Consider the following 22,407-nt stretch of genomic DNA (forward strand, 5'->3'; position numbering starts at 1 on the left):
CGTCCACCGGGCGCTGTCGCCGGGTGCTTTCCCCGGCTCAGCGGCGGCTGCGATACAGCAGATAGACGAAGAAGGGCGCGCCCACGCCCGAGACGAAGATGCCGGCCGGCAGGTCCTTGGGCAGGAACGCCACCCGCCCCAGCAGGTCGGCGTAAAGCACGATCAGGGCGCCGATCAGCGCGGCGACGGGCGCCAGCCGAGCGAAGCCCCGGCCCACCAGGCGCGCCGCGATATGGGGCGCGATCAGGCCCACGAAGCTGAGCCCGCCGGCGAAGGCCACGGCCGCGCCGGCCAGCGCCACGCTGCAGGCCATCAGCAGCAGCCGACTGCGCAGCAGGTTCACGCCGAGCCCCTGGGCCACGTGATCGCCCAGCGCCATGGCGTCCATGTGTCGCGACTGAGTCAGGCACAGCGGCACGGCGACCAGCAGCCAGGGCAGCAGGCCCATCACGTCCGGCCACTGGGCGGCATAGAGGCTGCCGGTCAGCCACACGTAGGCGCCCATGGCGGCGCTGTCATCGCTGATCACGATCAGCAGGGTCGTCATGGCGCCCATGGCGGCGGAGAGCCCGATGCCGACCAGCACCATGCGCGACGGCGAGAGGCCGCGCCGCCAGGCCAGCGAGAACACCAGCAGGGCGCTGAGCAGCGCGCCGCCGAGCGCCGAGACCGGCAGCCAGTGGCGGTCAAGGCCGGCTCCGATCAGCGCGAGGAAGGCCACGGCGGCCAGGGCGGCGCCGCTGGTGATGCCGATCACGTCCGGCGAGGCCAGCGGATTGCGCACGATGCCCTGGAGGATGGCGCCCGCCACGGCCAGCGCTGCGCCGACCAGCACGGCCAGCAGCAGGCGCGGCAGACGCAGCTCCCAGACGATGAAGGCAATGTCGCTGTCCCGGGGCGCCACCAGCGCCTGCACGACCTCGTCGACCGCGGTAGGAAAGCTGCCGAGGGTGAGCGACAGGCCGACGCTGGCCAGCAGGGCCAGTCCCAGCAGCGCGAGCACGGTGGCGTGGCGTGATGCCCGGGATTCGCCGGCGTCGTCGGCCGTGCGTGGCAGGGAAGAGGAAGGCGTCATGAGCGGGCCGATGTCCTGCGTGCCAGATGAATGAAGAAGGGCGTGCCGATCAGCGCGGTCATCACGCCCACCGGCACGTCCTGTGGGGGCATCAGGAAGCGCGAGGCCACGTCGGCCAGCAGCAGCAGGCTGGCGCCCAGTAGGGCGCAGGCCGGCAGCAGCCAGCGATGGTCAACGCCGAACAGGCCTCGCGCCATGTGCGGAACAATGAGGCCGACGAAGCCGATCATGCCGGCCAGCGCCACCGAGCCGCCGGCGAGCAGGATCACCGCCAGGCCGAGCAGCAGCTTGATGGTGCCGGCGCGCATGCCCAGCCCCTGCACCGTCTCGTCGCCCAGCATCAGGGCGTTGGCGTGGCGGACCAGCACGGCGCACAGCAGCAGGGCGGCGCCGAACAGCGGCAGCAGCGGCACCACCAGCGACAGCTCGCGCCCGGAGACGGAGCCGGCAAGCCAGTAGAGCACGCTCTCGAAGCTCTGCCGATCGACGATCAGCAGGCCCTGGCTGAACGAGACGAACATGGCGCTGACGGCCACGCCCGCCAGCACCACCCGCAGCGGCGATAGCTCGCCGCGTCGGCCGCGGCTCAGCAGCGCGACCAGGCCCGCGGCGACGAAGCCGCCCAGCAGCGCCGCCCAGACGATCTCGCCCGGCGCATGCAGGGGCAGCCACGAGACCGCGATCACCACGAAGAACATGGCCCCGGCGTTGATGCCCAGCAGGCTCGGTGAGGCCAGGGGATTGCGGGTCAGGGTCTGCATCAGGGCGCCGGCGATGGCCAGGCTCGCGCCCACCAGAGCGGCGATCACCGCCCGCGGCAGGCGCTCGGTGCGAATGATGAGATGCGTGACCCGGGCGGGGTCGTAGTGCCAGAGGGCCTGGAGAAAGGTCGGCGCCGGGATCTCCGTGGTGCCCAGCATCAGGCTCGCGACGAACGCCGCCGCCGCCAGCATCAGGCCCAGCAGGAGCCCGGCGAGGCGCGATCGTCGGCCGTTCAGCATGCGACGGCCTCCTGATCAAACGCCGCGCATGAAGAGGCCGGTGGCGTCAGCCCGTAGTGGGCATAGAGATCGTCGAGCATGGCGTTGGCGGCCAGGATGCCGCCGCCCATGATCCAGTTCACCGCGTCCACCTCGAACACGCGGTCATGGCGCACCGCGTCCAGGCGCTGCCACAGCGGGTGGGCGCGCCAGTGGCGGTAGTTGCGGGCGATGGCGGGATCGTCCGGCTCCAGCAGCACGAAGATCACGTCGGCGTTGATGACCGGGATGTTCTCCTCGCTGGTCAGCTTCATGCCCCAGCCCTGGTCCTGCACGGAGCTCGGCTGTTCGAAGCCCAGCTCGCCGAGAATCGAGCCGGCGAAGCCGGTGGAGTAGATGCGCACGTGGTCGCTCTTGAAACGCACCACGGCGGCCCTCTGCGGCCAGGCATCGCCCAGCGCGCGGCGGATGCGGCGGCGGAAGTCGGCCACCCGGGCGTCCCAGTCTTGGAGCAGCGCCCGGGCACGCGCCTCCCGGCCCGTGGCCTTGGCCAGCAGCCTCAGGCTGGCCTTGAAATCGAAGACGCTCTCGCTGGCCACCGTCGGGGCCATGGCCTCGAGCAGCGGCCGAACTCGCTGATGGCGAAAGCGCGTGGCTACGATCAGGTCCGGGTCCAGCCAGGCGATCTTCTCGAGGTTGGGCTGGGTCTCCAGGCCGACGTGCTCCACGCCATCCAGCGCCTCGCGCAGATAGCGATACATTGGCGGTTCCAGCCACGAATCGACGACGCCGACCGGCGTGAGGCCGAGCGCCACCGCGCTGTCCGTCGCGCCCTGGTAGAGGGTGACGACGCGCTGTGGCGTGTCGGGAACGGACGTGTCACCGAAAGCGTTGGTGACGCCATGGCCGCCGGGGGGCACGTCGGCGGCGACGGCGCCTAGCGGCATCAGCAGGGCCAGCAGCGCTGCCAGCCATCGGCGCAGGCGAACGGCGCCCGCCTTGGCGTGATTCGAGTGGGAAGCAGTGTCGGGCATCGCGATCGGGCCGGCAGAAAACGGAAGGGAGCGGCATCCTGAGATGCCGCTCATGGCAGGCGTCATACGACGACGGCTCAGAAGTCGAGCTGATAGCTCAGGGTCAGGGTGCGGCCGCGGCCCTTGAAGTAGTAGTCATCGCTGTTGCGGGCGGCCTGGGAGTAGTAGGTGAAGTAGTCCTCGTCGGTGAGGTTCTCCACGCCCAGGCTGGTGCGGCCTACCGGCAGGCGATAGGTCAGCGAGGCGTCGACCAGGCCGTAGCCGTCGAACTCCAGCTCGGGGTCGTCGACGCTTCGGTTGAAGTAGCGGCTGAACTGCAGATGCGTGGAAAGCTCGTCGTTCCAGGCCGCGCTCCAGGCCAGCTTGAGGGTGTCCGGAGCGATGTTGATGCCGGTGAGCTCGGTGTCGACGCTGCCGTCGCCGTCGGTGTCCGACTCGCCTTCGGCGTGGGTGTAGGACAACCGCAGCCGGTGGCGATCGCTGACCCGGGCCTCGCCGGTGACCTCGACGCCCTGGATCTCGGTCTTCTCGCGACTGCCGACCCAGGTGCCGTTCTCGAAGGCCAGGCGCTCGCCGTAGTCGGAGTTCGACTCGTAGTAGCTCAACTCGAGGCCGTAGCGATCCCAGTCGAAGCGGGCGCCGATCTCGCGGTTATCGGTGACGATGGGCTGCAGCTGCAGCAGGCCGTCGACGCTTTGGCCGGGTTCGCCGATGCCGCGCAGCACGCGGCCCACGTCGGGCATGCCGAAGCCTTCGGAGTAGTTGGCGTAGAGCTGCGCCCACTCGGTGGCCTGATAGACGATGCCGGCGTTGTACAGCGTCTCGTCGAAGTCGGGCGTGCCGCCCTCGACGCTGACGTTGTCCAGGGTGACGTTGCTGCGGTCAATGGTCGAGAAGTCGTCGACGTCGAGCTCGGCGCGCTCGTGGCGCACGCCGGCGTGCAGGCTGACCGCATCGGTCAGGCTGTAGTCGCCCTGCAGGAAGGCGGCGACGTTGCGGAACTGCGTCTCCGGCACGTAGGTGCGGTCGGTGTGCACCAGCATCTGCCGGGTCTCGTCCTCGAGCAGGTCGAGGCCGGTGGTCAGGGTCAGGCGATCGTCGAGCAGACCGTCTCGGGACAGGGTGAACTTGGCACCGACCTTGTCGGACTCGTTGCGGGTCTGGTCGTAGCGGGTCGTGCCGTCGTCGCCCTGGTAGGGGAAGTAGGGCGTGGTGCCGAACTGGGCCCGGAAGCGCTGGCTATAGAGCTGGGCGTCGACGCTGTTGCCGAACCAGTCGTCATGGGAATACGACAGCCGGGCGGTGGTGACCTCATTGAAGCCGGGATCGCCGATCGGTTCGCCCTTGCGTGCGGTGGTCGCGACGCCGGCGTCGCGGTCGCCCGCCACCGGCACATAGTCGCCGTTGCCTTCCAGCTCGAAGCGGTTGAGCGAGACCTCGACGTTCTGGTGATCGTCGATCCAGTAGCCCGCCTTGGCCATCAGGTCGTAGCTCTCGGAGTTCTGGATCTCGCCGGGATAGGCGATGCCGACCTCGTCGTCGCTGCCGTCGTAGAAGACGCCGCGTTCCTGACGGCTGGCGGCCACCACGTAGTCCCAGTCGCCGGTCTGGCCGCTCAGGCGATAGTCCAGCTTGTGGCCGAAACCCTCGGACTCGAAGTCGTCGTCGCTGGTCAGGCTGATGCCGGCGTGCTGGCTCAGGCCGGCGCCGTCGGGGCGCTTGGTCACGTAGTTGATGATGCCGCCGGTGGCGCCCAGGCCGTGCTCGGCGCTGGCGCCGTGGATGACCTCGATGCGCTCGACCATCGAGAGGTCGATGGTGTAGCTGTCACGCCCGCTGTCGCGCAGCGGGTTGGACTGGGGCACGCCGTCGACCAGGAACAGCGGCGCGCGGCCGCGGAAGGTCTCGCCGGCGTTGGAGAGCTTCTGGCGGCTGGGCGAGTAGGAGGGAATCAGGTTGCTGAGCACCTGGCCCGGGTCCTGGGTGATCGCCAGCTGCTGCTCGATCTGTTCGCGGGTGATGACGGTGACCTTCTGGGGTGTCTCGTCCGCGCGGCTTTGATTACGCGTGGCGGTGATCACCAGCGGGTTCATGGCCTGGGCATCGGTCGCGCTCGGCGCCTCGCCGGTGGACTGGGCCAGTGCCGTGACGGGCAGGGCGGAACCGAGGACGAGCGGCAGCAGCGGCAGCCGCTTGAGGTTCGGTTGTCGGGGAGTGGGCATGTCGTGAAGATCCCTTGTTCGATCCGGGGGATGGTTATCGTTATGTGTCGAGGTCGGTAGACTGCCTCGATGTTGCAAACGATAATGCTTTTCATTGTGTTGCGCAATTCGGGAGGGCGCGTTTCGCGTGACGCAAGAGGGCGGCATCACCGAGCCCCGCATTGACGCATGCCCTCACAGGCGGACAATGCCTCCTTTCTTATCGCCCCAGAACAAGGATGCATCGTGGAACTGCTGCGCGTCGTCTATCGCCATTACCGCTGGCCCTTCCTCGGCGTGATGCTGCTCAGCCTAGCCAGCGCCGGGCTCGGCATCGGTGCCATCGCCTTCATCAACCGGCGGCTGATCGACACGGTCGGCGATCCGGCCGGTGTGCTGCCGGCCTTCCTCGGCGTGATCGTCGCGCTGCTGGTGGTGACGCTGGCCTCGCAGCTGGCGCTGACCATCCTCGGCCACCATTTCGTCCACGGGCTGCGCGGGCGGCTGGTGAAGCAGATCCTCGATACCGACGTGGAGCGCCTCGAGCGCCTCGGCAGCGCCGAACTGCTGGCCAGCCTGTCGAGCGACATCCGCAACGTGACCATCGCCTTCGTGCGCCTGCCGGAGCTGATCCAGGGCCTGGTGCTGACCGCCGGCTCGGCGCTCTACCTGGGCTGGCTGTCGCCGGGCCTGCTGGCGGTCACGGCCGCCTGGCTGGCGGTCACCATCGCCGTCAGCTCGTGGCTGGTGAAGCGGGTCTATCGGCATCTCTCGCGGGTGCGCGAGAGCGAGGACCGGCTCTACCGCGACTACGAGGCGGTGATCCACGGGCGCAAGGAACTGGCGCTCAACCGCGGACGGGCGCGGCGTCTCTACGACGAGCGCTACGAAGTCGACGCCCGCGACTACCGCGGCCAGATCATCCGCGCCGACACCTATCATCTGAGCGCGATCAACTGGTCGAACATCATGATGCTCGGCGCCATCGGCGTGGTGTTCTTCCTCGCCAACGGCCTGGGCTGGGCCAGCACTTCGGTGGCGGCGACCTACTCGCTGACCCTGCTGTTCCTGCGCACGCCGCTGCTGCAGGCCATCGGCGCGCTGCCGACGCTGATGAGCGCCCAGGTGGCCTTCGACAAGATCGCGGCGCTGGAGCTGGCCGAGGCCGAGCGCGATTTCGCGGTGGCCGAGGCTGAGCCGGGCGACTGGCAGACCCTGAGCCTGCGCGGCGTGCGCTTCGCCTACACCGGCGCGGACGGCGAGACCGGCTTCGCCGTCGGCCCTCTGGACCTGACGCTGCGGCGCGGCGAGATGGTGTTCCTGATCGGCGGCAACGGCAGCGGCAAGTCGACCCTGGCCAAGCTGCTGACGGGCCTCTATCGGCCCCAGGAAGGCGAGCTGCTGCTGGACGGCGAGCCGCTGAGGGATGCCGCGTCCTACCGGCAGCGTTTCTCCGCGGTGTTCAGCGATTTTCACCAGTTCGCGGACCTGGTCGGGCCCCAGGGCGCCCAGGCCGACCCCGCCCTGGTCGAGGCGTGGCTGGAGGAGCTGGCGATGCGCGACAAGCTGGCCTTCGACGGCCAGAGCGTGACCAATCCCGAGCTCTCCCAGGGGCAGCGCAAGCGGCTGGCGCTGCTGATGGCGGTGGCCGAGGAGCGCGACCTGCTGCTGCTCGACGAGTGGGCCGCCGATCAGGACCCGCAGTTCCGCCGGGTCTTCTACCGCGACCTGCTGCCGCGGCTGCAGGCGATGGGCAAGACGGTGTTCGCCATCAGCCACGACGACCATTACTTCGACCACGCCGACCGGCTGCTGGAGATGCACGGCGGCAGGCTGAGCGAACTGACGGGCGACCAGCGGCTGAGCGTCAGCCGGGACGCGGTGGCCCGGCTCGACGAAGTGAGGGGCTAGCCGGTCGGAGGGGCGGGATGCGTCATATTTGTTTCCGCAAATAAAAGCCATTAGCATCTGCGTGCCGCCGTCTCGAACGTGGCGTTCTGCGCTGGCGGCTCCCTTGTCCCCCGAATCGTAAGGCACACACCAATGACTCGCGTATCCCGCCGCTCGTGGCGGCTGTCCCCCCTGACCGCCGCCGTCCGCTATGGCCTCGGCTTCACCCTCATCGGCGCCGCCGGCGCGGCGCTGGCCCAGCAGGACGCCACGGAGGTCGAGACCGACACCGTCGTCGTCAGCGCCACCGCGCTCAAGGTCGCGACGCCGACCATCGAGACGCCGCGGGCCGTGTCCGAGGTCGGGCGCGACGAGCTGGACAAGCGTGCGGTCAACAGCTTCGACGAGACCTTCCGCTATCGCAGCGGCGTGCAGGCGACCCCCTATGGCAGCGACAACGGCGTCGACTGGTTCAACATCCGCGGTTTCAGCGGCGAGAACTCGACCTACCAGGATGGCCTGCGCCTGTTCCGCGAGAGCGGCTACTTCTGGTGGGTGACCGAGCCCTACGGCTTGGAGCGCGTGGATCTGCTCAAGGGGCCGGCGTCGATTCTCTACGGCGAGGCGCCTCCCGGCGGCGTCGTGAATGCGATCAGCAAGCGCCCCACCTTCGAGCAACAGGGCGAGCTCGAGCTGCAGGTGGGTAACAAGGGGCATCGCCAGATCGGCATCGACAGTTCCGGGCCGGTCACCGGCACCGACAGCATGCGCTACCGCATGGTCGGCCTGTTCCGCGAGGGCGACGGCGAGCTGGAGCATACCGATAACGAGCGGGTGTATCTGGCGCCGAGCCTGGCGGTGGATCTAGCCGACGATACTACCGTGACTTTCTTGGCCAGCTACATGAAGGATCACGGCACGCCGAGCAAGGGTTTCCGGCCGGTCGAGGGCTCGCTGACGAGCACCGAGTTCGGCCGCATCGGCCCCGACACCAACCTCGGCGAGCCGGACTACGAGCGCCAGGAGCGCGAGCAGGTAGCCGTCGGCTACGAGCTCGAGCACGATATCGACGACACCTGGCAGTTCCAGCAGAACCTGCGCTATAGCCACATGGATCTGATGCTGAGGACCCTGTCGCCCTTTACCGCCCTCAACGCGGATCACCGCACGGTGGGGCGCTACCTGACCTATCGCGACGGCAGCTACGACGCCTTCACGGTGGACAACCGCCTGGTCGGGCAATGGTTCACCGACAACACCGAGAACACGCTGCTGTTCGGCGTCGACTATCAGAACCTCGATGTCGACTATCGCAATGGCGATGGCACCGGCAATTTCTCCGGCTTCGACGTCTTCGATCCCGAGTATGGTGACTACGCGCCCGGCTCGCTCCGCTACGACGCCGAGGAGAAGAAGGAACAGATCGGCGTCTACCTGCAGGATCAGCTTCGGCTAAACGACCGCTGGATCTTCCTCGGGGGCGTGCGCCACGACACCGCCACCGTGGAAAGCTACAGTGATGATCCGGCCGCGAACCAATACGACCAGACCGATCGCCAGCTGTCGTTCAGCGGCGGCGTGATGTACCTGGGCGACTACGGCATCTCGCCCTACCTCAGCTACAGCGAATCCTTCACCCCGAACGGCGGGCGCGGCCCGAACGGCCAGGCCTACGAGCCAAGCGAAGGCGAGCAGTGGGAGGCCGGGATCAAGTACACGCCCGACTGGCTGGACGGTTACATGAATGCCTCGGTGTTCGACCTGAAGGAAACCCATACGCTGTACACGGACGCTCAGTTCGTACAGTCGCAGGGAGGCGAGCGGCATTCGCAGGGCTTCGAGCTCGAGGGCGTGGGTTATCTGACTGACCAGTTGCAGCTCACGGCGGCCTACACCTATCTGGATACGACGGTCGAGGATCCCGACCGTGGCGAGTTTCGTGCCGGCCTGACGCCGCGCCATCAGGCGTCGCTGTGGCTCGACTACGGCTTCGAGGGTGGCGCTCTGAACGGCCTGGATATCGGTGCCGGGGCGCGCTATGTCGGCGAAAGCGTCAATGCCGCGGCCGATAGTAACGATGAGGTCTCGTCCTACACCGTCTACGACGCCATGGCACGTTACGAGATCAACTCCTCCTGGGAGGCCCAGGTCAACGTCACCAACCTGACCGACAAGGAGTACATCAGCGGCTGTGATTCCTGGTGCTACTACGGCGAATCGCGCAGCGTGATCGGCAGCCTGAGCTACCGCTTCTGAGTCACGCCTTTCACCATGCCAAATGCACCGCGCCCGGCCATTTCAATGGCCGGGCGCGGTCGTTCCTGGGCTGGCTGTCGTGCGCGAGGCGCTAGCCGCCGAACGGCGAGGGCGAGGTCGTGGGGGCGCCCTCGAGCAGCGGCGGTGCGTCGGGTGACTGGGCCCCGGCCACGAACAGTGAAAGCCCCAGCATCAGGATGAGGGCACCGCCTGCGAAGCCGGCCGCTCTCAGGCAGCGTTCCAGGGTCGCGCCACGCGTCGAACGCTGCAGGCGGCGCTCGGCCCAGCCCCGGGCCATCACGCTGGCCAGGGCCAGCGCCGAGACCGTCAGGGCGGTACCGGCAGCCATGGCCAGCACCGCCAGCACACCGCTCCAATAGTGCCCCAGCAGCGAGGCGGCGCCGACCAGCAGCACGCTGCCGCTGCAGGGACGCATGCCGATCGAGGCCACCACGGCCAGGGCACCGCGCCAGTCCGAGGCCTGTTGGGGCGTCAGATGGTGGGCGCAGTCACACTCGTGCGGGTCATGGTCATGGTCATGGTCATGGTCATGGTCATGAGAGCCTGGCGCGTGCCGATGGCCGGCCAGGGCCCGCCAGCACAGCCAGAGCCCGAGTGCCGCGACGAGCAGGTAGCTGGCCTGCTCCAGCCATACCACCGAGCCCATGGCCTGGCGGGTCAGCCAGCCCAGCCCATGGACCAGCACCGTGACCAGGCCGATGGCCACCAGGGCCTGCAGCAACGAGGCCAGACAGGAGAGCAGCAGGGCCCGGCGCAGCGCGCCGCCCTGGCTGAGCAGGTAGGTGCCGAGCACCGCCTTGCCGTGGCCCGGGCCGGCGGCATGGAAGACCCCATAGCCGAAGCTGAGGCCCAGCAGGCCCCACCAGGCGGCCGCCGTCGGGGCGGCGTCGAGGGCCGCGATCGCCTCCGTCAGGGCGCGGTGAAGGTCGCGCTGCCAGGCGACCAGTCGCAGGCTGGCCTCCTGGCCCAGCGTGACCCAGGCCGCGGCGAGCAGCGCCAGGGCGAGTCCGCCAAGGACCGCGGGGCCGAGCCACCGGGGGCGAGGCCGAGCCCTGTCGGCCGATTTCATGGATGATCGCATCGTATCTCTCCCGTTTCCGCGAAGAAGCGGCCGAGCCCTTCTTCCGCCTGTTCGCCGCGATCCAGCATGGCCGCCTCGGCGACCTTCGCCGGATCGGGATCGGCGGCGATGATCCGGGTACGGCAGCCGTCTTCTTCGACCGTCAGCGCGTCCGGCCTGGGCGTGTCGCCGTCCGCCTCGTGCACGACCTCGAGGTAGTAGGTCGGGTCATAGATGCGGTAGCGCACCGGCGACTCGTCCAACGGAAGGGGATTGGCCAGCGGTAGTCGAAACATCAGCTCGACGCGACCGCCGCGTGCCAGGGTGGTGAAGTCGTCGACGTCGCCGAGCTCGACCGGCTGGCCGGCCCGGGTCACGTGGGTGAAATAGCGCTTCGGGGCCAGGGTATTGCGGATCTCCACCCCCAGCTGGTCGAGGCGCGCCGCCATCGGTTCGTCGCCCTGGGCGGCGCGAAGTTCCTCCATCAGCAGCTGGCTGTAGAACGGATCCAGTCGCCAGCGCTGCTGAAGGGCCTCGGCACGTCCCTGGGTATCCGTTATCACCTTCACCGAGACGTCCACCCAGCCGTGGGGGTGCGCGGCCCCCGTCAGCGGGAAAAGCGCCAGGGCGCAGGCGATGCAACAGGCGAGCCGGCCTTGCCAGCGATCGGCCCATCGGCGGGCCCGGTTATCGAGATGGCTCATAGCCGTCGCATCCCCCACATGAAATAGGCGCCGCCGATCAGCGAAGCGACCAGGCCGGCAGGAATCTCCTGGGGGAACAGTAACTGGCGGCCCAGCCAGTCCGCCAGCACCATCAGCAACGCGCCGGTCAGGGCGGCCCCGGCGAGATGCGTCCGGGCGCGGGTGAAGCCCAGCAGCCGTGCCATGTGGGGAGCGAGCAGGCCGACGAAGGACAGCGGCCCGACCACCAGGGTCGCGGCGGCGGTCAGCAGGGCGACCAGCAGCAGCAGGCCGAGCCGCGCCCGACGCAGCGGGATGCCGAGCGCGGCGGCGGTGGCGCCGCCCAGCGGCAGGATGTCCAGCCAGCGGGTGAGCGGCGCGGCGATGATCGCCAGCACCACGGCCGCGCCGGCGACCGTCACGGCGCTCGCCGCATCGACATAGTAGGTGGAACCGGAGAGCCAGGCGATGACCTGCTGGCCGCGCGGGTCGCCGCCGGCCAGCACCACGGCCTTGACCGCCTCGAACAGCGCCGTGATCGCCACCCCGGTGAGCAGCAGCCGTTCGGGCTGAAAGCCGCTCTTGCGGTTGACGATTACCAGCACCGCCAGGGCGGCGAGGGCGCCCAGCACCCCGGCGCCGACCAGTGCCAGGTTGCCCGGCGACGGCAGCAGGAAGATCGCCGCCATCAGGGCGATGGCGCTGCCGCCGCTGATGCCCAGGATCTCGGGGCTGGCCATGGGGTTGGCGGTGAGTCGCTGGATCAGGGTCCCGGCGACGGCCAGCATCAGCCCGCAGCCGGCGGCGGCGAGCAGCCTGGGCCAGCGCCACTCGAGCAGGTCGGTGTTCAGGGGCGAGGCCCACTGCCAGCCGTCGGCGCCCTGACCGGCCAGCACCGCCACCGCGGCCATCGCAACCAGGGCCAGGGACAGGCCGACGATCAGCCGTCGTGGGGCGGGATGCCGCATGGCGGGCGTGCCGGCGTGGCGCGGCGGCGCCGAGCCGTTGAGGCGCAGGCGCGGAATCAGCCACAGCAGCAGCGGCGCGCCCAGGGCAGCGGTGGTGGCGCCGGTGGGAATCAGCGTCGGCAGGGTGCCGGCGTAGCGCTGCAGCAGCTGGTCGGTGGTGGCCAGCAGCAGGGCGCCGAGCAGCGTCGACCACAGCAGCCGCTTGCCCAGCCGCCGGGCCCCGGCCAGGCGCACGATGTTGGGCGCCGCCAGGCCGATGAAGCCGATGACACCCACCGTGCTGACCACGCAGCCGGTGAGGAACACCGCCAGGCCGAGCCCGCCCAGGCGCAGCCACTTGAGCGACACGCCGAGGCTGCGGGCGCCGGCTTCGTCGAGCTCCAGCACCGCCAGCGGGCGCAGCAGCCAGAAGGCGCCGAGGGCGCCCAGCGCCAGGCGCGGCGCGAGGAAGGCGGCGTCGCTCCAGCCGTTCTGGGCCAGCGAGCCGGCGCCCCAGATCAACAGGCCCTTGAGCGCTTCCTGATGGAACAGCAGCAGCACCATGGCCAGGGCGCCGAAGTAGAGGTTGACCACCAGCCCGCCGAGCACCACCACCACCGGCGACAGCCCGCGACGCCAGGCCAGGGCGAACACCAGGCCCATGGCCAGCCCGCCGCCGGCCAGCGCCACCCATTCGCGGCCCAGGGCCAGCAGCCCGGGCGCCAGCAGACTGGCGGCCATCAGCGCCAGGTTGGCGCCGCTGGCCACGCCCAGGGTGGTCGGCGCCGCCAGCGGGTTGCGCAGCACCTGCTGCATCAGCACCCCGGCCAGCGCCAGGCCGCCGCCGGCCATCAGCGCCATGGCCAGCCGCGGCCACCAGGCGAAGTGCAGCACCAGGGCCTCCGACGAGGCGTCGGGGATCGTCACCAGCGACGACAGTCCGGTCACGAGCCCCGTGCTCGATGCCAGATGGGCCAGGGCGAGGCCCGCGGTGAGCAGGCCCAGCAGCAGGCAGGCGCGGCCCGGCGTCAGACGGCGTGAAGGTGTGGCGTGGGTAAGCGCATCAGCGGACATCGTCTTTCTCCAGGGCGGTGACCAGCTGTTCGGCGAAGCGCTGGGCGGAGGGCAGGGCGCCGAAGCTCCACACCGGGGGGAGAATCAGCGGCTCGCCGCGGCTGCGTTCGACCAGTCGCTGCCACAGGCCGCTGTCGGCCAGGGTCTCGCGCACGCCGGCCGGATAGGGTTCGACCACCACCAGCCGGGCGTCGAGGCCGGCCAGGGCCTCGATGCCGACCAGCGAGAAGCCCCAGGCGTTGGTGACGCCGTTCCAGGCGTTCTTGAGCCCCAGGCGGTCGAGCACCGCCTGATAGAGGCCGTTGTCGCCGAACACCCGTACGTGGCGGGCGTCCATGAACTGCACGACGAGCAGCGGTGGGGCGTCGTCGCCGAGGCGCTGCTCGAGGCGCGTCAGGCGCGACTCGGTGTCCTCGATCAGCCGCTCGCCGGCCTCGGGCCGTTCGACGATATCGGCGACGCGGCGCGTCAGCTCGCGCATCTCCGTCCAGGTGTCCCGGCCGGGGGTATAGAGCGTCAGGGTGTCCACCGGCGCGATCGCCTCGAGGCGCGGGGCGAGGTTGGCGAACATCGGCGAGATCAGGATGCGCTCGGGATCGAGATCCGCCAGCAGCTCCAGGTTGGGCTGGGAGCGCAGGCCGAGGTCGATCACCGCGTCCGGCAGCGCCGGCTCGCCCACCCAGGCGTGATAGGCGTCGAGCTGGGCCAGCGCCGCGGGCGGAGCCTCGAGGGCGGCCAGGGTCTCGGCCAAGGTCCAGTCGAGGGTCGCCAGCCGCGGTGATGCCAGATGTGGTGAGTCGGCCAGCGCCGGCAGGGCGGTGAAGAGCGTGAGCAGCATGACGAGCGGGCCGGCGAGCCAGCGGCGGGCCCGTCGACGAAGGCGGCGCGGAGGAGACAAGCGGAACTCCATGAACGAGTGACGAGCGAGTGATGGAATCAGTGGGCGATGGCGACCCGATGCTCGCCGACGGGATGGTGCATCACGTGCATGGGAATGCCGTAGATCGCTTCCAGGGTGTCGCCGGTCATCAGCTCGGCCGGGGTGCCCTGGGCCAGCACCCGGCCGCCGTGCAGCGCCACCAAGCGGTCGCAGTAGCGCGAGGCCATGTTGATGTCGTGCAGCACGATGATCACGCCGAGGCCCAGCTCCTGGGAGAGCCGGCGGGTCAGGGCCAGCACCTCGACCTGGTGGGCGATGTCCAGCGCCGCCAGCGGTTCGTCGAGCAGCAGGAAGCGGCTGCCCTGGGCCAGCAGCATGGCGAGCCACACCCGCTGGCGCTCGCCGCCGGAGAGGGTGTCCACCAGGCGGTCGGCGAAGGCTTCGGTGTGGGTCAGGGCGATGGCGCGCTCGACCTGCTCACGATCCTCGCGGGTATGGCGCCCCAGCAGGCCGCGCCAGGGGTAGCGGCCGAAGGCGATCAGCTCGCGGCAGGTCAGGGTCTCGGCGCTGGGCAGGTGCTGGGGCAGGTAGGCCACCTGGCGGGCGAACTCGCGGTGGCCCCAGTCGCCGAGCGGCCGGCCGTCGAAGCGGATGACGCCCTGGCTGGCGGGCTGCTGCTGGGCCAGCAGCTTGAGCAGCGTCGACTTGCCGGAGCCGTTATGGCCGATCAGGCCGTGGACCCGGCCTTCCTCGAAGCGAAGATCGGTGGGATGCAGCAGGCGTTTGCCGTTGACCTCGAAGGTCGCGGCCTGGGCGTCGAACATGATGGGCTCCGTGGATCGTCGGCGGCGCGAGGGCATCACGATGGGCGAGGGCTGCGCACCCGCGTGAGGTTACCTTTGATACGAATGGTTATCAAATCTCGTCGGGATGGAACTGGCTCTTTATTGATATTGGTTTTCATTTCGTTTTGTGAGGCGTAGGCTGAGGCTTGGTCGTTCGTTTCATCTCTCGTTTCTCTACGACTCTCTCGACCGATTCTCTCGACCGACTCTCTCGACCGACTCTCTCGACCGACTCTCTCGAAAAAGGAGCCGCCGCCATGCCGCATGCGTTGCCCGAACTGCCCTATGCCTACGATGCCCTCGAACCGCATCTCGATGCCCTGACCATGGAGATCCACCATGCCCGGCATCATCAGACCTACGTCAACAACCTCAACGCCGCCCTGGAAGGCACCGGCCTCGAGGACGTGCCGGTGGAGGCGCTGGTCGCCGATCTCGAACGGGTGCCCGCCGACAGGCGCCAGGCGGTGATCAACAACGGCGGCGGCCACGCCAACCACTCGCTGTTCTGGCGGGTGATGTCGCCCGAGGGCAGCGGGGCGCCGACCGGGCGGGTGGCGGCGGCCATCGAGCGAGAGCTGGGCGGCGTCGAGGCCTTCCAGCAGGCCTTCACCCAGGCCGCCGTCTCCCGCTTCGGCAGCGGCTGGGCCTGGCTCAGCGTGACCCCGCAGGGCGCGCTGGTGGTGGAGAGCACCGCCAACCAGGACAGCCCGCTGATGCACGGCAACACGCCGGTGCTGGGCCTGGACGTGTGGGAGCACGCCTACTACCTGAAATTCTGGAACAAGCGCCCCGAGTACATCGCCGCCTTCTACGAGGTGGTCGACTGGAGCGAGGTCGAGCGGCGCTATCTCGCCGCCATCGGCTGAGCGGCGATCCTTCCGCCATCTTGTCCTCCCGGGCCCTGCCGGGAGGACAGTCCCGCGACGACGGGGTATGGTAGCCGTCTCGTCCAGACCGCCGGGCCCCCCAGGGCCCGGCGGTCTCGTGTCGTTCACCGGACAGCCGCCACAGAGAGAGTCCCCATGTCGAATATGAGAAGCTTCGAGGCGCTGGGCCGCCTGCTTCGCTATGCCCGCGGACACCGGCGTCGGATCGTCGCCGCCACCGCCTGTTCGATCATCAACAAGCTGTTCGACATCGCCCCGGAGATCCTGATCGGGGTGGCCATCGACGTGGTGGTCAACCAGGAGGACAGCTTCGTCGCCGGGCTGGGCTTCACCACCGCCCGCGAGCAGATCCTGATCCTCGGGGTACTGACCTTCTTCATCTGGGCCGGCGAGTCGCTGTTCGAATATCTCTACCAGATCCTGTGGCGCAACCTGGCCCAGCGGCTCCAGGCCGAGCTGCGCCAGGACGCCTACGAGCACGTCCAGCGCCTGGACATGGGCTTCTTCGAGTCGACGAGCTCCGGGCAGCTGGTGGCGACCATGAACGATGACGTCAACCAGCTCGAGCGCTTCCTCGACGGCGGCGCCAATTCGATGATCCAGGTCGGCGTCACCGTGGTGGCGGTGGGCGCGGTGTTCTTCGTGCTCTCGCCGCTGATCGCGCTGCTGGCCTTCACGCCGATCCCGCTGATCGTGTGGGGCGCCTTCTACTTCCAGCGCAAGGCCGGGCCGCTGTACGCCGAGGTGCGAGAGCGGGTCGGCGAGCTCTCCAGCCGGCTGGCCAACAACCTGGCGGGCATCGCCACCATCAAGAGCTTCACCGCCGAGGCGCGCGAGGCCGAGCGCCTCAAGGCCGCCAGCGAGGCCTACGTGCAGGCCAACCGTCGCGCGATCCGCATCAGCTCGGCGTTCATCCCGGTGATCCGCATGGCGATCCTCACCGGCTTCCTGGCCACCTTCACGGTGGGCGGCATGATGGCGCTGAACGGCGAGCTCAACGTGGGCGCCTACGGGGTGCTGGTGTTCCTCACTCAGCGGCTGCTGTGGCCGCTGACCGGCCTGGCCCAGGTGATCGACCTGTTCGAGCGCGCCATGGCCAGCACCCGACGCATCCTCGACCTGCTGGCCACGCCGATCCGGGTGCGCGACGACGCCGGCCAGCCCCTGGCAGAGCCGGTGCGCGGCGAGGTGCGCTTCGAGGGCGTGTCCTTCCGCTACGGCGAGTCCGGCGCCGGGATCGAGGGCATCGATCTCTCGGTGCCGGCGGGCCACACCCTGGCGCTGGTGGGCGCCACCGGCTCCGGCAAGTCGACGCTGATCAAGCTGCTGCTGCGCTTCGTCGAGCCGGCCGCCGGGCGGGTGTGCGTCGATGGCCAGCCGCTCGACGAGGTGGCGCTGGCCTCGCTGCGCCGCTCGATCGGCCTGGTCAGCCAGGACGTCTATCTGTTCGAGGGCACGATCCGCGACAACATCGCCTACGGCAAGCCCGATGCCGATGACGCCGAGATCGTCGAGGCGGTGCGCACCGCCGAGGCCTGGGACTTCATCCGGGCGCTGCCCGAGGGGCTCGACACCGCGGTGGGCGAGCGCGGCGTGCGTCTTTCCGGCGGCCAGCGCCAGCGGCTGTCACTGGCCCGGGCGCTGCTCAAGGACCCGCCGATCCTGGTGCTCGACGAGGCCACCAGCGCGGTGGACAACGAGACCGAAGCGGCCATCCAGCGCTCGCTGCGCCGCATCGGCCACGGCCGCACGGTGATCATGATCGCCCACCGGCTGTCGACCATCGTCCATGCCGACGAGATCGCGGTGATCGAGGCGGGCCGGGTGGCCGAGCGCGGCACCCACGCCGAGCTGCTGGCCCGCGACGGTCGCTACGCCGCCCAGTGGCGGGTGCAGACCGGTGAGCTCGAGGCGGCCGACATGCGACTGGCCTGAGTCACCGCCTTCTTTCCTTACCCTTGATCCTGCCGGCGCCCTTTGGGCGCCGGCGTCGTTTCCGGACATCGCGAGCCGACCGGCGTTCTTGGGCGAGTGCGTGAATGCTTACACGGCTAATCAAATGAGAGTCGTTATCATTGCCACGAATAATACGAGTCATTACCATGCGCATTCCCGCACAACACAATAACCCAGAGGCTTGTTCACTCCATGTCCCATCCTGCATCCCGCCCGATCGGACTCCACCCGGTGACCCGTGCCGTGCGCCGTGCTCTCGGTCTGGCCACCGCCGGTTCACTGGCGCTGATCTCCCCCGCGCTGCTGGCCGACGAGGCCGAGTCCGCTGAGGCCCTCGAGACGGTGACCGTCGAGGCCGAGGCGCTGTCGCTGATGACCGAGGGCAGCGACGACTACCGCGTTTCCCGCACCAGTACGGCGACCAAGCTCGACCTGACGCCCCGCGAGACGCCGCAATCCGTCTCGGTGGTCACCCGTGCCCAGCTCGAGGACTTCAACCTCGACACCATCAATGATGCCCTGGAGAGTGCGCCGGGCGTCACGGTGGAGCGAGTCGAGACGGACCGCACGTACTATTCGTCCCGCGGTTTCGAGATTTCCAACCTGCAGGTCGATGGCCTGCGCCTGCCCATGCCCTACAACAACGTGCATGGTGACATCGATACCGCCGTCTATGACCGGGTCGAGGTGGTGCGCGGTGCCACCGGCCTGATGTCCGGCTCCGGCAACCCGGCGGCCACCGTCAACTTCGTCCGCAAGCGGCCCACCGCGACGCCGCAGGCCTCCGTCAGCGGCACGCTTGGCAGCCACGAGCATCGTCGCCTGGCGGTGGACGTCTCCGGGCCCCTGGACGACGAGGGCCGGGTGCGTGGCCGCCTGGTGGCCGCGGGGCTGGATGCCGACGCCTACCTGGATCGACTGCATCGAGAGCGCGGCGTGCTCTATGGCGTGCTGGAAGCCGACCTCACCGACAGCACCCAGCTGGCGCTGGGGCATACCTGGCAGCGCAACGATACCGACAGCAACATGTGGGGGGCGCTGCCGCTCTACGACTCGGCCGGCAACCCCACCGACTATGATCGCTCGACCTCGTCGGCGCCCGACTGGTCCTACTGGAACGGCGAGACCCAGCGCAGCTTCGTCGAGCTGACCCAGCGGCTCTCCGACGACTGGTCGCTCAAGGGCACGGTGACCCATCTGGACATGGTCTCCGACACCGAGCTGTTCTACATCGGCAGCGTGCCGGATGCCGACACGGGGCGGATTCCCAACAGCTTCTATCTGAGCAAGTACGATCGGCACCTGGAGCAGTGGGTGGCGGACGTGCATGCCAAGGGTGATGTCGAGGCGTTCGGGCGCACCCATCAGCTGGTGCTGGGCTCGGACTGGAGTCAGAGCCGCAACCAGCAGAGCTCGCTCTACGCGGCCGCGTCCGAGGACCTGCCGCCCCTGGACGACTGGGACGGCGACTATCCGGAGCCCGAGTTCGGCGATCCCGACTTCGCCAACGATGCCACCATCAAGGAGCACAGCCTCTACGGCGCCGGCAAGCTGGACCTGGCCGATCGCTGGACCGCCGTGGTGGGCGCGCGGATGAGCTGGCTGGATACCGTGGGCGAGCAGTACGGCAGCTCTCAGGACACCACCCTCGACAACGAGCTGACGCCCTATGCCGGCCTGATCTATGACCTCACCGATCAGGCCTCGCTGTATGCCAGCTATACCGAGATCTTCAATCCCCAGACCGAGATGGACCGCGGTGGACAATATCTCGACCCCATCGAGGGCAGCAGCTACGAGCTGGGGCTCAAGGCGGATGTCTTCGACGGGGGTGCCGATGCGTCACTCGCCGTGTTCCGCACCGAACAGGACAATGTCGCCCAGCCTGACGGCCAGGTGAACGGGCGGGATGTCTATCGGGCGGCCGATGGCATCACCAGCGAGGGCGTGGAGGTCACCCTGGCCGGCGAGCTCGCGCCGGGCTGGCAGGCCAGCGCCGGCTACACCTACCTGGAGATCGAGGACGCCGACGGCGAGGCCACCAATACCTATATTCCGCGCAACATGGTGAAGGTCGCCACCAGCTATCGGCCGGCGTCCCTGGAATCCCTGAAGGTCGGCGCCCGGCTGCGCTGGCAGGACGATATCGAACGCGAACGCGACAGCGCCGATGGCAGGACCCGTCAGGAGGCCTATGCGCTGGTCGACCTGATGGCGAGCTACGACTTCAGCGACAGCCTGACCGGCTCGCTGAACGTCAATAACGTCACCGACGAGAAGTACTTGACCAGCCTGAAGTGGGATCAGGGCTACTACGGCGCGTCGCGCCACGTGATGGCCAACCTGACCTGGCGTTACTGAATCGGTCGACGACCGAGCTGAGCGAACAGGGCCCATCCCGCTGACGGAATGGGCCCTTTGCGTCTGGGTGGCCCGGGCAATGGCGAGGCAGGAAACAAGAACACCGGCGGCCCTCGGGCCGCCGGTGTCGTCTTGCCGATGGCGGTGGCGGATCAGAAGTCGTAGCTGACGGTCGCCTTCACGCTGCGCTCGGCGCCGAAGTAGCAGTACTGCAGGGAGTTGCAGGAGGCCACGTAGTCCTTGTCGAGCAGGTTGTTGACGTTGAGGCGGGCGTTGACGCCGTCCAGGCCGAGCTGGCCGAGGTCGTAGCTGAGCGCGGCGTCGACCAGGGTGTAGTCCGGCACCTGCTCGGTGTTGGCCCGGTCGGCCTGGATGTCGGCGTGATAGCGCACGCCGAGGCCGGCGCCGAGACCTTCGAGGGCGCCGTCCTGGACCGCATAGGAACCCCATACGGAGGCGATGTGGCGCGGTGCATAGATGGCGCGATTGCCTTCTTCACCTTCGACATCGCTCTTGGCGTAGGTGATGTCGGTGAAGCTGTAGCCGGCCTGCAGGCGCAGGCTGTCGGTCAGCTGGGTGCGTGCCTCGAGCTCGACGCCCTGGGATTCGATCTCGCCGATGGCGCGATACGGATCGGTGGGCTGCTCCTTGGTGGCGACGTTTTCCTGCTCGATATGGAACAGCGCCAGGCTGTACTGGTCCCGGGTGCCGTTGGGCTGGTACTTCAGGCCGGCCTCGAGCTGTTCGCCTTCCATCGGCTCGAGCAGGTCGCCGCTGGCGTCGACGAAGCTGGTCGGCGTGAAGGCCGTGGAATAGCTGACGTAGGGTGACACACCGTTGTCGAACAGGTACAGCAGGCCGGCGCGGCCGCTGAACTGGGTATCGTTCAGCTCGCTGGTCGTACCGGCGGTCTCGCTCTCGTTCTCGATGTCGACCCAGTCGTAGCGGCCGCCGAGGGCGAGGCGCCAGTTGCCGAGGGCCATCTGGTCCTGGACGTAGACGCCGGTCTGGCGAAGGTCGTGCTGTTCCTCGGTGGCAGCGTACATCGCCGTGGGTTCGGCACCGTATTCGGGATGAAAGGCATCGAGGGTCGGGAAGGCGCCGGACGGCCAGCTGATATCGTTCTCGCGCTGCTGGTAGTCGGCGCCGACCAGCAGGGTGTGGTCCACGGCACCGCTGCTCAGCTGTGCCTCGAGCTGGTTGTCGAAGGTCCAGGCTTCCATGGACTCCTCGCCGCCGGAGTAGTAGCGGTTGAGTTCGGTGTCGTTGGCCCAGCCGAAGCCGTAGACCTGATCGAGGGTCACGTCGGTATTGAGGTAGAGCAGCTTCTGGCGACCCGTCCAGGCATCGTTGAAGCGGTGTTCCAGGTCGTAGCCGAACAGGCGCTGGGTGCGCTCGAACGTGTCGTAGTCTTCCTCGCCATCGAAGAAAGTGTTGTCGATGTGGCGGCCATTGCGGCTGTCCACCGAGCCTTCATAGGGTACCCCGGAGTGATAGCCGCCCTCCGGATCCTTCTGCAGGTAGGCATGCAGGGTCAGGCTGGTGTCGTCGGTGATGTCCCAGGTCAGCTGGGGCGCGATGGCATAGCGCTCCTCTTCCACGTGGTCGAACTGGGTATCGGCGCTCTCGGCCAGGCCGGTGACGCGATAGGCGACCCGGCGCTCGTCGTCCAGCGGGCCGGTGAGGTCGAAGGCGGCGCTGCGCTGGGCGTTGTTGCCGATACCGAGCTGGATCTGGCCCGAGCGCTCGAACTCCGGGCGCTTGCTGGTCATCGACACCAGACCGCCGGGGGAGGCGCGGCCGTAGAGCACCGAGGCCGGCCCCTTGACCACTTCGATGCTCTCGAGGAAGTACGGATCGATGACCAGCGAGCTGTAGGAGTTGGCGTCTCCCATCAGCTTGAGGCCGTCGAGGAAGGTGTTGCTCAGGCTGCCGTCGGAGAAGCCTCGCAGCACGATGTAGTCGTAGCGGTTGGAGGCGCCGACCTGGTTGGCGTAGACCCCCGGCGTGTAGTTCAGGGCTCGCTGTACCGTTCCGGCGCCCCGTTCCTCCCATTCTTCCCGCTCGATCACCGAGATTGCCTGAGGGGTCTCGTTGATCGGTGTCTCCGTCTTGGTGGCCGCCTGACCGGTGACGGTCACGGTGGAGAGAGTCTCGGTGTTCTGAGACGCGTTCTGGGCCTGGGCGGAGAGAGCGACGCCGGCGGCGGCGAGGGCGATGGCCAGTGCCAAGGGACGTGGGGTCGGCATGCAGA

At 68.7% G+C, this 22,407-nt stretch carries 15 protein-coding genes; 5 read left to right on the plus strand and 10 right to left on the minus strand.

The window, feature by feature from the left end:
- Nucleotides 1-37: 37 nt before the first annotated feature.
- The 4 genes from CVH10_RS09660 to CVH10_RS09675 form a co-directional block, all read right to left on the minus strand.
- Complete coding sequence (locus CVH10_RS09660) at nucleotides 38-1,075, minus strand: iron ABC transporter permease (protein ID WP_106488527.1); 1,038 nt, start codon at nucleotides 1,073-1,075, stop codon at nucleotides 38-40.
- The gene (locus CVH10_RS09665; RefSeq protein ID WP_106488528.1) at nucleotides 1,072-2,076 is read right to left on the minus strand and encodes an iron ABC transporter permease; all 1,005 of its coding nucleotides are present in this window, start codon (nucleotides 2,074-2,076) and stop codon (nucleotides 1,072-1,074) included. The genes CVH10_RS09660 and CVH10_RS09665 overlap by 4 nt, the downstream gene beginning before the upstream one ends.
- Nucleotides 2,070-3,089, minus strand: a complete 1,020-nt coding sequence (locus CVH10_RS09670; protein WP_106488529.1) for an ABC transporter substrate-binding protein — start codon at nucleotides 3,087-3,089, stop codon at nucleotides 2,070-2,072. The genes CVH10_RS09665 and CVH10_RS09670 overlap by 7 nt, the downstream gene beginning before the upstream one ends.
- Before the next feature lie 77 nt (nucleotides 3,090-3,166).
- On the minus strand, nucleotides 3,167-5,311 hold the full coding sequence (locus CVH10_RS09675; RefSeq protein WP_106488530.1) for a TonB-dependent receptor: 2,145 nt from the start codon (nucleotides 5,309-5,311) through the stop codon (nucleotides 3,167-3,169).
- A 225-nt stretch (nucleotides 5,312-5,536) separates the two neighbouring features.
- Here CVH10_RS09675 and CVH10_RS09680 point away from each other — a divergent pair, with 225 nt between their 5' ends.
- Nucleotides 5,537-7,201: a multidrug ABC transporter permease/ATP-binding protein gene (locus CVH10_RS09680; RefSeq protein ID WP_035592864.1), complete on the plus strand. Its 1,665-nt coding sequence runs from the start codon at nucleotides 5,537-5,539 to the stop codon at nucleotides 7,199-7,201.
- A gap of 132 nt (nucleotides 7,202-7,333) precedes the next feature.
- Nucleotides 7,334-9,436, plus strand: coding sequence for a TonB-dependent siderophore receptor (locus CVH10_RS09685; protein ID WP_106488531.1), 2,103 nt, complete (start codon nucleotides 7,334-7,336; stop codon nucleotides 9,434-9,436).
- A gap of 91 nt (nucleotides 9,437-9,527) precedes the next feature.
- On the opposite strand, the gene CVH10_RS09690 is transcribed toward CVH10_RS09685, so the two are convergent.
- The 5 genes from CVH10_RS09690 to CVH10_RS09710 all read right to left on the minus strand — a co-directional run bounded on the left by CVH10_RS09690 (nucleotide 9,528) and on the right by CVH10_RS09710 (nucleotide 14,925).
- Nucleotides 9,528-10,538, minus strand: a complete 1,011-nt coding sequence (locus tag CVH10_RS09690; protein ID WP_369335765.1) for a nickel/cobalt transporter — start codon at nucleotides 10,536-10,538, stop codon at nucleotides 9,528-9,530.
- Complete coding sequence (locus CVH10_RS09695) at nucleotides 10,523-11,221, minus strand: DUF1007 family protein (RefSeq protein WP_106488533.1); 699 nt, start codon at nucleotides 11,219-11,221, stop codon at nucleotides 10,523-10,525. The genes CVH10_RS09690 and CVH10_RS09695 overlap by 16 nt, the downstream gene beginning before the upstream one ends.
- Nucleotides 11,218-13,221 (minus strand): Fe(3+)-hydroxamate ABC transporter permease FhuB, encoded by a 2,004-nt coding sequence (gene fhuB, locus CVH10_RS09700; RefSeq protein ID WP_106488534.1) that lies wholly within the window; start codon nucleotides 13,219-13,221, stop codon nucleotides 11,218-11,220. Before fhuB ends, CVH10_RS09695 begins: the two co-directional genes overlap by 4 nt.
- Nucleotides 13,211-14,059 carry an ABC transporter substrate-binding protein gene (locus CVH10_RS09705; RefSeq protein ID WP_369335766.1) on the minus strand — a complete coding sequence of 283 codons (849 nt, stop codon included), beginning with the start codon at nucleotides 14,057-14,059 and terminating at the stop codon, nucleotides 13,211-13,213. Before CVH10_RS09705 ends, fhuB begins: the two co-directional genes overlap by 11 nt.
- Nucleotides 14,060-14,157: 98 nt before the next feature.
- Nucleotides 14,158-14,925 carry an ATP-binding cassette domain-containing protein gene (locus tag CVH10_RS09710; protein ID WP_035592868.1) on the minus strand — a complete coding sequence of 256 codons (768 nt, stop codon included), beginning with the start codon at nucleotides 14,923-14,925 and terminating at the stop codon, nucleotides 14,158-14,160.
- 278 nt (nucleotides 14,926-15,203) lie between these two features.
- Here CVH10_RS09710 and CVH10_RS09715 point away from each other — a divergent pair, with 278 nt between their 5' ends.
- The 3 genes from CVH10_RS09715 to CVH10_RS09725 all read left to right on the plus strand — a co-directional run bounded on the left by CVH10_RS09715 (nucleotide 15,204) and on the right by CVH10_RS09725 (nucleotide 20,153).
- A complete protein-coding gene (locus tag CVH10_RS09715; protein ID WP_106488536.1) occupies nucleotides 15,204-15,815 on the plus strand; it encodes a superoxide dismutase in 612 nt (203 codons plus the stop codon).
- A gap of 156 nt (nucleotides 15,816-15,971) precedes the next feature.
- Nucleotides 15,972-17,771 (plus strand): ABC transporter ATP-binding protein, encoded by a 1,800-nt coding sequence (locus CVH10_RS09720; protein ID WP_106488537.1) that lies wholly within the window; start codon nucleotides 15,972-15,974, stop codon nucleotides 17,769-17,771.
- Between the two features lie 264 nt (nucleotides 17,772-18,035).
- Complete coding sequence (locus tag CVH10_RS09725) at nucleotides 18,036-20,153, plus strand: TonB-dependent siderophore receptor (RefSeq protein WP_369335767.1); 2,118 nt, start codon at nucleotides 18,036-18,038, stop codon at nucleotides 20,151-20,153.
- A gap of 152 nt (nucleotides 20,154-20,305) precedes the next feature.
- Here the strand turns inward: CVH10_RS09725 and CVH10_RS09730 are convergent, their stop codons facing one another.
- Nucleotides 20,306-22,402: a TonB-dependent siderophore receptor gene (locus tag CVH10_RS09730; protein WP_106488539.1), complete on the minus strand. Its 2,097-nt coding sequence runs from the start codon at nucleotides 22,400-22,402 to the stop codon at nucleotides 20,306-20,308.
- Nucleotides 22,403-22,407 lie beyond the last annotated feature (5 nt).

It is taken from the genome of Halomonas sp. ND22Bw (assembly GCF_003011945.1).
Lineage (GTDB): Bacteria > Pseudomonadota > Gammaproteobacteria > Pseudomonadales > Halomonadaceae > Halomonas > Halomonas halophila.

What these genes read in the sequence shown, in the direction of transcription:
- CVH10_RS09660 (WP_106488527.1), bottom strand. Translation starts at nt 1,075, where the DNA reads ATGACGCCTTCCTCTTCCCTGCCACGCACGGCCGACGACGCCGGCGAA.
- CVH10_RS09665 (WP_106488528.1), bottom strand. Translation starts at nt 2,076, where the DNA reads ATGCTGAACGGCCGACGATCGCGCCTCGCCGGGCTCCTGCTGGGCCTG.
- CVH10_RS09670 (WP_106488529.1), bottom strand. Translation starts at nt 3,089, where the DNA reads ATGCCCGACACTGCTTCCCACTCGAATCACGCCAAGGCGGGCGCCGTT.
- CVH10_RS09675 (WP_106488530.1), bottom strand. Translation starts at nt 5,311, where the DNA reads ATGCCCACTCCCCGACAACCGAACCTCAAGCGGCTGCCGCTGCTGCCG.
- CVH10_RS09685 (WP_106488531.1), top strand. Translation starts at nt 7,334, where the DNA reads ATGACTCGCGTATCCCGCCGCTCGTGGCGGCTGTCCCCCCTGACCGCC.
- CVH10_RS09690 (WP_369335765.1), bottom strand. Translation starts at nt 10,538, where the DNA reads ATGCGATCATCCATGAAATCGGCCGACAGGGCTCGGCCTCGCCCCCGG.
- CVH10_RS09695 (WP_106488533.1), bottom strand. Translation starts at nt 11,221, where the DNA reads ATGAGCCATCTCGATAACCGGGCCCGCCGATGGGCCGATCGCTGGCAA.
- fhuB (WP_106488534.1), bottom strand. Translation starts at nt 13,221, where the DNA reads ATGTCCGCTGATGCGCTTACCCACGCCACACCTTCACGCCGTCTGACG.
- CVH10_RS09705 (WP_369335766.1), bottom strand. Translation starts at nt 14,059, where the DNA reads ATGCTGCTCACGCTCTTCACCGCCCTGCCGGCGCTGGCCGACTCACCA.
- CVH10_RS09710 (WP_035592868.1), bottom strand. Translation starts at nt 14,925, where the DNA reads ATGTTCGACGCCCAGGCCGCGACCTTCGAGGTCAACGGCAAACGCCTG.
- CVH10_RS09715 (WP_106488536.1), top strand. Translation starts at nt 15,204, where the DNA reads ATGCCGCATGCGTTGCCCGAACTGCCCTATGCCTACGATGCCCTCGAA.
- CVH10_RS09720 (WP_106488537.1), top strand. Translation starts at nt 15,972, where the DNA reads ATGTCGAATATGAGAAGCTTCGAGGCGCTGGGCCGCCTGCTTCGCTAT.
- CVH10_RS09730 (WP_106488539.1), bottom strand. Translation starts at nt 22,402, where the DNA reads ATGCCGACCCCACGTCCCTTGGCACTGGCCATCGCCCTCGCCGCCGCC.